The following is a 13,410-nucleotide window of genomic DNA, read 5'->3' as shown; positions in this document are numbered from 1 at the left end:
CCTTTTGAGACAGCCTCTTGTATTATGAATTGAAAACTTATTTCTTTTCTTCAGTTTTTCTGAAATAGATTTCATCATCCAGCCATTCTTTGATCGCAATAGATGTTGGCTTAGGAAGTTTTTCGTAATGTTTAGAGATTTCTATTTGCTCTCTGTTTTCGAACACTTCTTCCAAAGTAGAGTTGTGGACAGCAAATTCATCCAATTTACTGTGCAATTCCGAACGGATTTCAGCATTGATTTGCTCCGCTCTTTTGCCCATAATGACAATCGCTTCGTAGATGCTGCCTACTTTTTCTTCGATTTTATCTCTGTCGTAAGTGATGGTGCTTACTTCTGCCTTTGTATCTTTAACACTCATGGGTGAAAATTTTTGAGATTGCAAATATAGTAATTATCTTTTAAACTTGAAAGTAGCTTGAGGCTCAGGAGAGTTAATCTTCGCACTGTCTCTTTTGGTTTGTTCTGCGGCTTTTTCCATATCCCGCTGATTTTTTTCCTGAGCTATTTCCTTTTTTTCATTTTGCCCAGCCTGAGCATTTTTTGTTTTTGCTTCATATTCTGCCTTTCTTTTTTCTACTTCCTCCTGAACTTTTGCAAATTTTACTTTCTCATTTTCCAGTTTAGTATAAAGATCATTTGCTGTTTTTGCAGCATCGCTGTCCGGCAATTCATTAGAAATTCTTTTGGCATAAGCAGCGGCAGCATCCAGACGTTCTTTTTTGAGATCATAAACCGAATTAAGAGCAAGCTCATATTTCGACTTCATTATGATATCATAGATTTTCGGTCTCAGTTTAGTGGCCGGAAAATCCTCAAGAACATTTTCAAAAGCAACGGTCGCAGCTTTATATTCTGCCATTTTATAATATTGTCTTGCATTTTCGAATGCTTTGAACTCCAGCTTGTAACTCAGTTCATCAATCATCTGACTAATGTTTTTCGAACGTTCGGAATCCGGATATTCATTGATGAAATTCTGAAGTTCTGTAATGGCAGATTCCGTATTGCTCTGATCCAGATTGTAATCTAAAGATCCTTCATAATAGCAAAGTGCGGAAAAATATGCAGCTTCTTCTTTTCTCGGATCCTGAGGGAAACTGATGGTGAAGTTCTTAAATTGGTTTGCAGCTAGTCTGTAATTTTTGTCATAATAATTAGCATAAGCAGAATTAAAGACAACATTGGGCGCATCATCTGTCCCGGCTACTAAATTTGGCAATCTGTCATACAAAGCAAGTGCGTCGCTCCATTTCTTTTTCGCAAATTTTTCATTGGCTACCTTCAGGATAAAATCCTTATCAGCACTTTTCATTGCTCTATCCATTTCTGTCTTGCAGGAAAGCAACACCACCGACAGCATCAGCAAACTAATATATTTCTTCATAACAATGGTCAGAATATTCTTAATTATTGAATATTATTAATAATCTGCAAAAATAAAACTTTTTTCATCAATCTCTTTTTTTTATGAAAGATTAACGTTTGTCTGTGACAAATGTGAGTTTTATGTTATGAGGGCAAAATATTTTATTTGTCGGCAATCATCTAACATCTAACATCCAGCGCCCAACTTCTTGCAAAAAAATGTATTTTTGCAAATTACAAGAATTATCAATGAAGAATATTAGGAATTTCTGCATCATTGCGCATATCGACCACGGTAAGAGCACGTTGGCAGATCGTCTTTTAGAATATACAAACACTGTTAGTCAAAGGGAATTGCAATCGCAAACCTTAGACGATATGGATCTTGAGAAAGAACGAGGAATCACCATCAAGTCTCACGCGATTCAAATGGATTACGAATATAAAGGAGAAAAATTTGTTCTTAATCTAATCGATACACCAGGACACGTAGACTTTTCTTATGAAGTTTCCCGTTCCATTGCGGCTTGCGAAGGTGCGCTTTTGATTGTGGATGCTGCTCAAAGTATTCAGGCACAGACAATTAGTAATTTATATTTGGCGTTGGAAAATGATTTAACAATTATTCCAATTCTGAATAAAATCGATTTACCTTCAGCAAACCCGGAAGAAGTGACCGACGAAATTATGAATCTAATCGGTTGCGAATATGAAGATGTTTTGAGAGTGTCTGGTAAAACAGGCGAAGGTGTTCATCATTTATTGGAACAAATTGTTGAAAGAATTCCGGCACCGGTTGGTGATCCAGATGCGCCGCTTCAAGCTTTAATTTTTGACTCTGTTTACAATCCGTTCAGAGGAATTGAAGCATATTTCAAAGTGGTGAACGGAAGCATTTCTAAAAACGAAAAAATCAAATTTTTCGCCACTGGAAAGGAATATGGAGCCGATGAGGTCGGAACACTGAAACTCAAACAGGTTCCAAAGAAAACCATCGGATGTGGTGACGTAGGTTATCTGGTTTCGGGAATCAAAGATGCCAGGGAAGTTAAAGTTGGTGATACGATTACTTCATTTGAAAAACCTGCAGCAGGACCGATTGAAGGTTTTGAAGAAGTAAAACCAATGGTTTTCGCAGGAATTTATCCTATCGATTCAGAAGATTTTGAAGAGTTAAGATTTTCCCTTGAAAAATTAAGGTTGAATGACGCTTCTCTAGTTTTTGAACCGGAAAGTTCGGCAGCGCTTGGTTTTGGTTTCCGATGCGGATTCTTAGGAATGTTACATATGGAAATTGTTCAGGAACGTTTGGATAGAGAATTCAATATGAACGTGATTACCACGGTTCCCAACGTATCTTATTTTGGATATTCTAAAAAAGAACCGGAAGTTCCAATCCTAATCAACAACCCATCGGAAATGATGGATCCGTCCATAATGGATCGAGTGGAAGAGCCGTTTATCAAAGCTTCTATCATTACAAAATCAGATTTTGTGGGTGCTGTAATGACACTTTGTATCGAGAAACGTGGCGAAATTGTTAATCAGAGTTACCTCACATCGGACAGAGTTGAATTAATTTTCAATATGCCTTTGGCTGAGGTTGTTTTCGATTTCTATGACAGATTAAAATCAATTTCCAAAGGTTATGCGTCTTTTGATTATCATCCAATTGGATTCCGAGCTTCGAAGTTGGTGAAAATGGATATTTTGATTAATGGCGATATGGTAGATGCTTTATCTTCATTGATTCACGATTCTAACGCTTATCATATTGGTAAGAAAATGTGTGAAAAACTTCGTGAATTGATTCCGAGACAACAGTTTGATATTGCAGTTCAGGCCGCTTTAGGAACGAAAGTTATCGCAAGAGAAACCATCAAAGCTTTAAGAAAAGACGTTACCGCAAAATGTTACGGAGGTGATATTTCCAGAAAACGTAAACTTTTGGAGAAACAGAAAGAAGGTAAGAAAAAGATGAAACAAATTGGTCGAGTAGAGGTTCCACAATCAGCTTTTATGGCTGTTTTGAAGCTTAACGACTAAAAATAAAAATGATAAAAGCTGCGCCTTAATTGATGCAGCTTTCTTATTAATCGGAAGCTTTTGCGTTTTTTCTGAATAATAAATGATCTAAGCTTATCCTACCAGAACCAAAACATATTAAAGTAATCAGCATAATAATATAATATAATGGTATTTCGAAGCCATTGTCACCTGAAGAAAATCCGTTTTCCCAATGCACAGTTACTATAGCAACAATCATTGTTATAATAAGTGGAAAGGAAATGATTCTTGTAAAAAGTCCTAAAGTTAATAAAATAACACCCAGAATTTCTGTTCCCGTCGCAAGATAAGCCTGGAAATATGGTGCGGGAATGTTAAGACTTGCAAACCAATCCCCAATGGCATGGATATCCTGAAGTTTTTTCATGGCGGGTTCATAAAATCCGTAAGCCAACGCCAATCTTATAGCTAATAAAGGCACATCTTGTAATTTGTTTAGTAATAGTTCTAATTTTTTCAGCATTTTTATCAATTTAATTATTTATAACCTAAAATAAGGTTGTTTTCTATGGCAAAGGCAACAAACTCTGCAGTTATTTTCTTGGCGATAGTTTTGTCATTTTCATATTTGGAATAAACTTTTTCTAGTTCTTTCAAAGTAATGTTTTCTTCATTGAGCTGTATGAGCATCTCTATAAATGGATACGACAAATCATTAAAATATACTTGCTTATCAATATTGTTTCTATGGATGGTTACAAAATATTCACCTATATCTGCTTCTGTAATATCCTTGGTTTTTTTTGTATGAATAGGATATTGCAAGCCTAAAATTTTTATTTCAGGATTCCCAACAAGTATTTTTTGTTTAGATGTTGACTCAGGCACAAACCTAGGAATATCAGCATCTTCCATCATAAAAACTTCTATCTCAAGCCATTCGAACTGTAAAAGCTCTAATAAGAAAGGAAATTGTTTTTTAAATGGAAACGGATTTTCTCTGTAAAAGTCACATAGTTCTGATGGTAGTTTCCAGACTTGTGGCGTTTTACATTTGTGATTGGCAAAAAAATGATGAACCAATTTTTTCCATTTCTTTTTCCCCACAAATTTTCGGGCAATTGGGAAAGCGGTTTTCAAGGTGTCTTTTACAATGCTAAAAACTATTCTTCTGTATTCTGGTGTGTTTTCTTGGTTGCTGGTTTTAGGCGCTTCTAAACCAGTTCTGCAATAAAGACCCAAATCTTGCTGAAGAGCAAATGTATCAGTTTGGGAGAGCAACATTTTTAGATTTTTTTAAAGCATTTTTCTTGATTTTCCTCAAAGCATCTATTTCAGCTTGCAAAATAGAAAGTTCGGGGATATTAAAATCTCTTTCCAATAGAACCGGAATGTCTCGTTTCAGCTTTCTCATTGTAAATTCAAACAATTCGTAAACCGGATCTATGATTTTGCTTCCGTGCGTATCAATAATCAGATTTTCGTTTACCTTAAGATGCCCTGCCATATGAATATATTTTACTCTATCCAAAGGCATTTTTGTGATGAAATTTTTTGCATTGTATCGATGATTGAATGCGTTTACATATACATTATTAACATCCAAAAGCAATTCACAATCGCTACGCTTCACAATTTCATTAATGAAATCTTCTTCCGACATTTCGGCTTTTAAAACTGTATAATAACTTCCGTTTTCTAAGATTAATCTTCTGCCTAATAGATCCTGAACCTGCTTGATATTCTCAACAACCCGGTTTATAGCATCCTGCGTGAAGGGTATAGGTAAAAGATCATATAAATGAGCATTATCTACTTTAGAAAATGTGAGATGCTCAGAATATACAGAAACCTGAAAATCTTCTAAAAATTGTTTTACTTTTTTTACGAAGCCTATATCTATTCCTTCAAGACTTCCTACAGAAAGGGACAATCCGTGACAAAATAATGGGTATCTTTCAACAGCTTTTTTTAATTGCTGTTTCCAAAAACCGCCAATTTCCATCCAATTTTCGGGTGCTACCTCTATAAAATCGGGTTTAAGAATAGAGCTTTCTAAAAACGCATCCGAAAAATCTTTCCGATAACCAATTCCTATCATAGCTGCTTGATTAAGTGAATTTAAGATACAATCGGAACTCTTAGTAAGAATCCCGATTGTTACTTGCGGTTAATAGATAATCGAATTATTTGGCAGCAGTTGCTTTTTTAGCCTTTTTGCTACTTTTGTCTCCGCACTTACCATCACCACATTTTCCATCTTTTGTTTTGCCTTTCGCTTTTTTGTCTCCACATTTACCATCGCCGCATTTTCCGTCTTTTGCTTTACCGGTAGCTTTTTTGTCCCCACATTTGGCATCTTTCGTTTTAGCATCCGCAGCATTTCCTCCACCGTGAGTTCCTGTTCCGCAAGTAGAGTCGGATGTTAATTTTTCCGATGAAGAATTAGTTAGGTTTGTTCTTAAATCATTTCCCGTTCCTAAGCTTGAAAAAGTTTTTGCCGATGTCATTGTAAAAGCTCCTAATGCAATTGCGCCTACTAAAATTGATTTTGTTTTCATTTTGCTGAATTTTAAAATTATTAAATGATATTTTTATATTAATACCAGTTCAGATTTTAAAATCACCCATTAAATTGCAATAAAATAAAATTTGTTTGCAAATGATTGATAATCAGATGTAAAAAATTATTTTTCGATGTTCTTTTCTCTATATCTTTTAATTTGTTGCATGCATTTGTACTTCTGGTTGCTTAAGTTATGTTTCGTTGCATAGTTGTATTTTTTCTGAATTTCATCCAGAGTGGCAGACTTTAGAAATAATTCTTCTATAAGTTCTTTGCAATGATCCGTGATCTCTAGAAAAAAGGCATCTATTTTTTCCTTTTCAGATTTTTCCTTTTCGATATCATCGGATATTTCTTCAAAAAAATCACTTTGGTTTATATGCTCCCAATTCACAATGGTCTTTACACGTCTTAATTTTTTTAGCCAAAGGTTTTTGCATATAGCAAAAATGTAAGTTTTAAGCGAAGCAGATAAATGAAAATTGTCCTGACTAAGCTTTTCCAACAATACAATCAGCGCATCTTGATAGAGATCTTCTGCATCAGATGATGTTCCGTTGTTTTGCTTTACATACCAGATTATATCATCTAGATAAGCATAATATTCTGCACCAAATATTTCAGTTTTTTTCATATGGGGTCATTTATGTTTTAGCTTTTGAAGTTTTAAAACAATTTACTAATTTATTAAAAATATACTATATTAATGCTTTAAAAATGTAATTTTTTAATAAGTCGTGAGAATTAGTCAATGTTTATATAAGTTGTGATTCATAAAAACTGATTCTTTACATTTGTACTATGAAAAATCTCTCCATTCTCTTCATCCTCATTTCTGCTTTTGCTCAATCTCAGATGCTTACACCTTATGAAAAAGGCAATGGCAACCAAACCACCACTTTTGATGAGATGCGAAAATTCTATCAGGAATTATCAAAACAATATCCATCAATCAGTTACGAAACAAAAGGCGAAGATGACAACGGCGCTCCAATCGATGTGGTGATTTTCAATCCGACGAAATTAAGTTTCGAAGAAGCGAGAAAAGGAAAATCGGTTTTGTTGGTTAATAACGGCATTCATCCCGGCGAACCGGACGGAATTGACGCAACGATGATGTTAATGAGAGATTTAGCAATCGGAAAAATCAAAGCGCCGAATAATGTAATTTTCGCAGCAATCGCAAGTTACAACATCAGCGGAATGATGAACCGAGGAAGTTTCTCCAGAGCCAATCAAAACGGTCCGGAAGAATATGGTTTCCGTGGCAATGCTCGAAATTACGATTTGAACCGGGATTTCATCAAGACAGATTCAAAAAATTCCAGAAGTTTCCAGCAGATTTTCCAATGGCTGAAACCGGATGTTTTTATTGATAATCACGTGAGCAACGGTGCAGATTATCAATATACTTTCACTTATATTTCGACCAATAAAGAACGTTTGGGAACTATTTTAGGAAATTATTTCAATGACGAAATGCAGAGAACGCTTCTGAAAAATATGGAGAAAAAAGGTGTGATTTCTGTTCCTTATGTCAACATTCACGGCGATGTTCCGGATGGTGGTTTTCCTGCTTTTGTGGATTCACCGAGATATGCGACGGGTTACACGACGCTTTTCAACATTCCGGGTACGGTTGCGGAAACGCATATGCTGAAAAAATATTCGGACAGAGTTCATGCAACGTATGAATATATGTTGAGTTCGCTACAATATTTGAACAGTAATTATCTGGAAATCAGGCAGAAAATTTCAGAAAACAGTAACCTGTACAAACCTGGAAATCAATATCCATTGCAATGGAAACTCGACAGCACAAAATTTAAAATGATTGATTTTAAAGGGTATGAAGCCGGGAAAAAACCAAGCGAAATTTCCGGCAAACCACGATTGTTTTACGACAGAACAAAACCTTTTACAAGAAAAGTGAAGTTTTATGATACTTATTCTGCTAAAAAAGAAATCGTCATTCCTAATTTCTACGTGATTCCAAAATCGGAAAACAAAGTTTTGGAAGCCATGGAAAGAAACCAAATCGAGATGAAAAAACTGACGAAAGATTCGTTGATGAATGTGACTATTTATTCCATTGCAGACTATAAAACAACAAGAAATCCTTATGAAGGTCATTATCTGCATTACGATGTTCAGTTAAGTTCGCAAAAAAAGCAGGTGCTTTTCAGAAAAGGAGATTATTTGGTTTCCACCAATCAAACTGGCGTAAAATATATTTTGGAAACACTTGAACCTGAAGCAACCGATTCTTTCTTCGCCTGGAATTTTTTTGATAGTATTTTGGGACAGAAAGAATATTATTCGGATTATGTTTTTGAGGACACGGCAGCACAATTGCTGAAAACAAATCCTGAATTGAAAGCAGCTTTTGAAAAAAAGAAAAAAGAAGACGCAAAGTTTGCAGAAAGTGGAGAAGCACAACTTGATTGGATGTACCGAAATTCGCCGTACTACGAAGGAACGGTAAACCAATATCCGATTTACAGAATTGAATAAAAAAATCCGCGAAATTTTTCGCGGATTTTCAGTGAGTTATATTTTTTCTGTGACTCTTTATTTCGGTAAACCTTTACTCAAAGCATAATTAGCATTGGCAACGGCTTTCTTTTCTTTCCAGTCCATATATCTTTTTTTGAATCTGGCTTTCATGAAATTATCAAAATTTCTCTGCACCGTAAGGTTCCACAAAGAATGTGCTTTTACACCCCAAGATTTATCCCATGCTCTCAAAGAAATAGAGAAACTTCCGTCTAAATATTTCATCCAGTGCCAATATCCTGTCGGCATAAATAAGGTATCGCCATGCTCAAGGAAACATTCAATTCCTTCAACACCGTCCAAAGCCGGGAAGTTTTTGAAATCCGGATTTTCGATGTCGTAATCTTCCAAAGCGTAGGTTGCGTAAGGAATTTGGTACAAACGGTCTTTCCATTTATAATCGAATAAAAGCACGTGTTTTCTTCCGTTGAAATGCGTGTGGAAAATATGCGCCATATCAATATCGTAATGAAGAAACGTTACAGAACCTTTTCCACCGAAAAACATATTGGGATATTTGTCCAAAAATCCGCCCATTAATTCTTTAGGAGAAATATAATCGTCCAACAACTTCGGAGCATATTTTATCGGATCAAACAGGAATATTCTTAAATCAGTTGGCTCTTTTTTAATTAAATCGATATAGTCGCCAAATTTCATTGTCGCAGCCGCAGCATTAATGGGAGCTGCAGGATCAGCTTTTGCCGAATCATACAACGGAACTTCTACATCACCAACAACTTCCTTCATATATTCCATGGTCCATTTTTGGTAAGCTGGCCATTTTCTCGCCATATTCCTAATGACAACGGGCTTTCTGGGCTTTAAGTATTTTTCAGTAAATTCTTCCTGTGTAATATCTTCTACAACATCAATCGGTTTTAAAATAATTCCCATTTCACACTTAAATTATGACGCAAAATTATTAAAAATTAAATAACAAAGATGACCCTATTAGCTTATAAATAATAAACCCACCTTGTTTAAAATATTAAAATAATAAATTTAACATAATGATGTGTTTTTTTTATCGATTAATAAAAATGATTAAAAAATTAACAAAATAAATTTTGATGTTTCGTTTTTTTTTTTTGCTTTGAAAAACATTAACCAATAAAAATTTTAACAAATAAAAAAGAAAATTTTACTTTTATCTTTTATGCTAATTGGCGTATATGGATTTGCATTGAGATATTGGGTTGTAACTACTACCTGTGGAGAAAAATCGCCGCTAAGGACTGTGGATGCGGTAACAGTAGAGCAATTAGAAGCACTTGTAAGTCAGATTAATTATGACTTATGTGGAACAAGACCAAGTAATATCCAAATTAATATTTAAAGAGAAATAAATTGAAAGTATTAATTGCACTTTTATTGTCGAATTTTTTTCTGGCTCAAGTTAAATTTGAGCCAGACTTTGTTGCAACATATAATGTTGAATACCCAATATACGAAAAGAAAAATACAGAACAATTTATATTATTTATCGATTCAAAGCAAGAAAAAAGCTTTTATAAAAGTTCAAATCAATATGCGCTTGATTCTCTTAAAAAAAATGGAAAAATTGCGGAAAGCGATTTTAGAACGATATCTTCATATAGAACAGCTCTAAATGAAGATGTATTGAGCAACGGTCAAAATTTCACAGTTTTCAAAACAATTGTAGGAGCAAAGTTAAAATATATTGAAAAGAGTGATATAAAATGGAATATTTTAAATGATAGAAGAGATTATTTCGGTTATAAAACTAGAAAAGCTTATGCGTTTGCTTATGGAAGGAAATGGATTGCTTGGTATGCTGAGGATTTACCTTTAAACTTTGGTCCCTATAAATTTCAAGGTTTACCGGGATTAATAATAAATATGTATGATGAAAAAGCAGAATATTTTCTTACTCTTTCTCAATTCAAAAAAAAGAAAATGAACGTAACATTGCCGAATTCAAAAAGTTATAAGACAGTTGAAAAGGCAAAGATTAGAGATGTTGAATACAATACATTTGTTGATTTAAACACTAACGTAAGGGTCTTTGATAGTGACCAAGAAAGAAGAGAGGCTCTAGAAAACATCAAAAAAAGAATTAGGAGAGAACCATACTTAGATTTAGACTTAAAACCTTTGTGAAAGCAAAGGTTTTTTATTTTTAAATAAAAAGATTTAATATGTAACAAAATCAAATATAGAATAACTAATAAAGAAAAACCATCCATGACGAAATTACTTTCCTTTTTTCTTGTATTATTTTCAACAGCGGTAATTTTTGCCCAAAATACGGTTTCCGGAAAAATCACCGATTCCGATGGAGAAGCTGTTGCAAGTGCTTCTGTAACCGTAGAAGAGCCCGGAAAAGACGCCATTATTGCTTACGGAATTTCCAATTCTAAAGGGGAATATAAAGTAACTTTTACCTCTGCCGAACCCAATGTGGAGCTGAAAGTAAAAGCCTTCAACCAAAAACCACAGACAAAAACGGTTAAGAACGATACCCAAACGCAGAATTTCAACCTCGATTCTGAAACTACGGAAATTAAAGAAGTAAAGCTAAAAACAAAACTCATCACCAAAAAAGGCGATACGATTTCTTACGATTTAAAATCATTTGAAAGCAAAGCAGACCGAACTTTAGCTGATGTTTTGAAGAAAATTCCGGGGATTGAAGTGAACAAAGACGGTTCAGTTTTGTATCAAGGGGAACCGATTAACAAGTTTTATGTCAACGGAAAAGATTTAATGGAAGGTGGTTACGGAACCATCAATAATTCATTGCCGAAAGATGCCGTTTCGAAAGTTGAGGTAATGGAAAATCACCAACCTGTAAAAATTCTTCAGGACAAAGTTCCTTCAGAAAGTGCAGCACTTAATGTAAAACTGAAAAACAAAGTGACGATGACAGGTCGTGGAGAAATTGGCGCTGGTCTCGATCCATTACTTTGGAATGTAAAACTGACCCCAATGTTTTTCGGACAGAAAAATCAGTGGGTTGTAAACTATAAAGCCAATAATAACGGCGAAAGTGTTGAGAAAGAGGGTAATCTTTTAGGTTTCGGAAACCGTTGGGAAGGAAGAAGAAGCCAAATGTCTGCAAACCGTTGGCTACGAGTTGACCAAGCGACAACACCAAACATTCCGGAGAAAAGATATTTAATGAACAATGTTCACTTTTTCTCTGCGAATCTTTTAACCAATCCTTTTAAAAATAAAGAATGGGAACTGAAGCTGAATACGAATTATTCTAACAACGCGATAAACAGAGATTCTTACACAGAAACTGTTTACGAACCTTCCGAAATATTCCCTTTAGGAACCACGGCTTTAACGAGAGCCTCCAATAATTTCTACACCAATACAGCGAAAGGAGAAATGATTGTAACAAAAAATGCCAAAAAAGGATTCTTCAAAAATACTACAACTTGGAACGGTTTCTGGAATGAAGACCGCGCATTTTCATCCGTTGATAATCCGCAATTAGGCACCACTACAACATTTAATGAAAGCATGAGTGCGCCTTCCGGAGTTTTCCAAAACTCGATGAGCACCATTATTCCTTACAAGGAGAAATTGGTGAATTTTATGAGTTACGTGCGTTTCCAAAAAGACAGACAGAAGTTGGTGTCGTTGAACAAAAATTTCTTTGATTTGGACAGCATTATGGGTGGTCATTACGACAGATACGATCAAAAAATTAATCTGAAAACTATCAATGTAGACCATTCTGCTTCCGTAGGATTTGCTTATAAAAAATGGACAATTACACCGGAAGTAGGTCTTAACCTAGAATTTAATGATATGGATTCCCAATTCTGGGGCAACGGAAGAAATTTGGGAAGCAAGTTTCGCAATGATATGAAGTGGAACGAAATCAATCCTTACACTCAGGTCATGTTGAACTATAAAGGACAGGCATTAAACCTAAACATTACATTACCGGTAAATTTCTACGGAATAGATTATCAGGACAATATCAATAATACAAGCCGCGAAATCAGCAAGACAGTTTTGGAACCTTCACTTTGGGGAAGTTATGATTTTGCTTCTTTCTGGAAACTTTGGGGATTTGCAGGTTTAAACTATAATTATGGCGATTTCGGGTCACTTTATTACGGAAATATTTTAACAAGTCCGCGAAACATTGGCAACAACGACAGCATTCTGCCGGAGAACAGATTCATCAACGCATCATCAAGAATTGAATATAGAAACCCGCTGAACAATTTGTTCTTTAATGTTCGCTACAGCTACAGCAACAACAACAGAAATTTGTTGACAAGAACGCAGCTTTTTGCTTCAGGAGCTTCTAAGACAGATGTTTTTGAGTACGACAATGCTTCAACCACCAATTCACAAGGTGTGGAAGTAGGAAAATACTTTCCTAAGTTCAAAACCAATGCTTCAATGAATTTTTCCAACAGAGATTCGAACTCTTTCGGATTACTGGTAGACGCATCACTTAATCAAAGATTAATTGAAACAAAAACCAACGGACAGTCTTTCGGATTCAAATTCAACAATACCTATTTTTCTTGGATGAGTGTGGACTATAACATCTCTATGAACTGGAACAAAAACACGAATCTTTACAGTAACAAAACCAATAAAACTTCCGGCTGGAATCATAATTTAGCAACGTATTTCTATCCTTTAGAAAGCCATACGGTAGGATTTTTCTGGGACGATGTTACTACTGCACAAGGAGATACTTCTTACAGAAATTCTTTCTTCGATGTTTCTTATCAGTACACCTGGACAAAAAAGAAAATCGATTTCGAATTAAAATGGTTGAATATTGGTAACAAAAAAGAGTATCAAACCATCTCTTACAATCCTACTTATCTTGCTACCACTACAAGTACAGTAGATATTCGTCCGAGTCAGTTCATGTTCACGGTGAAATTTAATTTTAAATAAAATGAAAA

The 13,410-nt window shown here is 34.9% G+C and carries 12 protein-coding genes; 4 read left to right on the top strand and 8 right to left on the bottom strand.

Annotated elements, in window-relative coordinates; translation table 11 throughout:
* Positions 1–37 precede the first annotated feature (37 nt).
* Both Q0252_RS10590 and bamD read right to left on the bottom strand, forming a co-directional pair.
* Positions 38–361 carry a DNA-directed RNA polymerase subunit omega gene (locus Q0252_RS10590; protein WP_297986076.1) on the bottom strand — a complete coding sequence of 108 codons (324 nt, stop codon included), beginning with the start codon at positions 359–361 and terminating at the stop codon, positions 38–40.
* A gap of 33 nt (positions 362–394) precedes the next feature.
* Positions 395–1,387 carry an outer membrane protein assembly factor BamD gene (gene bamD, locus Q0252_RS10585; protein ID WP_297986073.1) on the bottom strand — a complete coding sequence of 331 codons (993 nt, stop codon included), beginning with the start codon at positions 1,385–1,387 and terminating at the stop codon, positions 395–397.
* 230 nt (positions 1,388–1,617) lie between these two features.
* Between bamD and lepA the strand changes: the two genes are divergently transcribed.
* The gene (gene lepA, locus Q0252_RS10580) at positions 1,618–3,414 is read left to right on the top strand and encodes a translation elongation factor 4 (protein WP_297986070.1); all 1,797 of its coding nucleotides are present in this window, start codon (positions 1,618–1,620) and stop codon (positions 3,412–3,414) included.
* Positions 3,415–3,460: 46 nt separating this feature from the next.
* Here lepA and Q0252_RS10575 read toward each other — a convergent pair whose 3' ends face one another.
* The 5 genes from Q0252_RS10575 to Q0252_RS10555 form a co-directional block, all read right to left on the bottom strand.
* A complete protein-coding gene (locus Q0252_RS10575) occupies positions 3,461–3,898 on the bottom strand; it encodes a DoxX family protein (RefSeq protein ID WP_116034550.1) in 438 nt (145 codons plus the stop codon).
* A 14-nt stretch (positions 3,899–3,912) separates the two neighbouring features.
* A complete protein-coding gene (locus Q0252_RS10570) occupies positions 3,913–4,659 on the bottom strand; it encodes a putative DNA-binding domain-containing protein (RefSeq protein ID WP_116034549.1) in 747 nt (248 codons plus the stop codon).
* The gene (locus Q0252_RS10565) at positions 4,640–5,476 is read right to left on the bottom strand and encodes a DUF692 domain-containing protein (RefSeq protein ID WP_116034547.1); all 837 of its coding nucleotides are present in this window, start codon (positions 5,474–5,476) and stop codon (positions 4,640–4,642) included. Before Q0252_RS10565 ends, Q0252_RS10570 begins: the two co-directional genes overlap by 20 nt.
* Positions 5,477–5,561: 85 nt before the next feature.
* Positions 5,562–5,936, bottom strand: a complete 375-nt coding sequence (locus Q0252_RS10560; RefSeq protein ID WP_116034545.1) for a hypothetical protein — start codon at positions 5,934–5,936, stop codon at positions 5,562–5,564.
* 126 nt (positions 5,937–6,062) lie between these two features.
* Positions 6,063–6,575 carry a sigma-70 family RNA polymerase sigma factor gene (locus Q0252_RS10555; RefSeq protein ID WP_116034543.1) on the bottom strand — a complete coding sequence of 171 codons (513 nt, stop codon included), beginning with the start codon at positions 6,573–6,575 and terminating at the stop codon, positions 6,063–6,065.
* A 167-nt stretch (positions 6,576–6,742) separates the two neighbouring features.
* Here Q0252_RS10555 and Q0252_RS10550 point away from each other — a divergent pair, with 167 nt between their 5' ends.
* Positions 6,743–8,455, top strand: coding sequence for a hypothetical protein (locus Q0252_RS10550; RefSeq protein WP_297986057.1), 1,713 nt, complete (start codon positions 6,743–6,745; stop codon positions 8,453–8,455).
* A gap of 57 nt (positions 8,456–8,512) precedes the next feature.
* Here Q0252_RS10550 and Q0252_RS10545 read toward each other — a convergent pair whose 3' ends face one another.
* Positions 8,513–9,394, bottom strand: a complete 882-nt coding sequence (locus Q0252_RS10545; RefSeq protein ID WP_297986054.1) for a cupin-like domain-containing protein — start codon at positions 9,392–9,394, stop codon at positions 8,513–8,515.
* 453 nt (positions 9,395–9,847) lie between these two features.
* Between Q0252_RS10545 and Q0252_RS10540 the strand changes: the two genes are divergently transcribed.
* Positions 9,848–10,621, top strand: a complete 774-nt coding sequence (locus Q0252_RS10540; protein WP_297986051.1) for a GLPGLI family protein — start codon at positions 9,848–9,850, stop codon at positions 10,619–10,621.
* 84 nt (positions 10,622–10,705) lie between these two features.
* Positions 10,706–13,402, top strand: coding sequence for a carboxypeptidase-like regulatory domain-containing protein (locus Q0252_RS10535; RefSeq protein ID WP_297986048.1), 2,697 nt, complete (start codon positions 10,706–10,708; stop codon positions 13,400–13,402).
* Positions 13,403–13,410 lie beyond the last annotated feature (8 nt).

The sequence above is a fragment of the uncultured Chryseobacterium sp. genome (assembly GCF_936933875.1).
In the GTDB taxonomy this organism is placed as follows: domain Bacteria; phylum Bacteroidota; class Bacteroidia; order Flavobacteriales; family Weeksellaceae; genus CAKZIK01.
The sequence above is the reverse complement of the archived record's forward strand: the minus strand, read 5'-3'. Positions and strand labels throughout refer to the sequence as shown.

Bases quoted from the DNA above. Each gene is read 5' to 3' on its own strand.
- Q0252_RS10590 (WP_297986076.1), bottom strand. From the start codon at position 361: ATGAGTGTTAAAGATACAAAGGCAGAAGTAAGCACCATCACTTACGAC.
- bamD (WP_297986073.1), bottom strand. From the start codon at position 1,387: ATGAAGAAATATATTAGTTTGCTGATGCTGTCGGTGGTGTTGCTTTCC.
- lepA (WP_297986070.1), top strand. From the start codon at position 1,618: ATGAAGAATATTAGGAATTTCTGCATCATTGCGCATATCGACCACGGT.
- Q0252_RS10575 (WP_116034550.1), bottom strand. From the start codon at position 3,898: ATGCTGAAAAAATTAGAACTATTACTAAACAAATTACAAGATGTGCCT.
- Q0252_RS10570 (WP_116034549.1), bottom strand. From the start codon at position 4,659: ATGTTGCTCTCCCAAACTGATACATTTGCTCTTCAGCAAGATTTGGGT.
- Q0252_RS10565 (WP_116034547.1), bottom strand. From the start codon at position 5,476: ATGATAGGAATTGGTTATCGGAAAGATTTTTCGGATGCGTTTTTAGAA.
- Q0252_RS10560 (WP_116034545.1), bottom strand. From the start codon at position 5,936: ATGAAAACAAAATCAATTTTAGTAGGCGCAATTGCATTAGGAGCTTTT.
- Q0252_RS10555 (WP_116034543.1), bottom strand. From the start codon at position 6,575: ATGAAAAAAACTGAAATATTTGGTGCAGAATATTATGCTTATCTAGAT.
- Q0252_RS10550 (WP_297986057.1), top strand. From the start codon at position 6,743: ATGAAAAATCTCTCCATTCTCTTCATCCTCATTTCTGCTTTTGCTCAA.
- Q0252_RS10545 (WP_297986054.1), bottom strand. From the start codon at position 9,394: ATGGGAATTATTTTAAAACCGATTGATGTTGTAGAAGATATTACACAG.
- Q0252_RS10535 (WP_297986048.1), top strand. From the start codon at position 10,706: ATGACGAAATTACTTTCCTTTTTTCTTGTATTATTTTCAACAGCGGTA.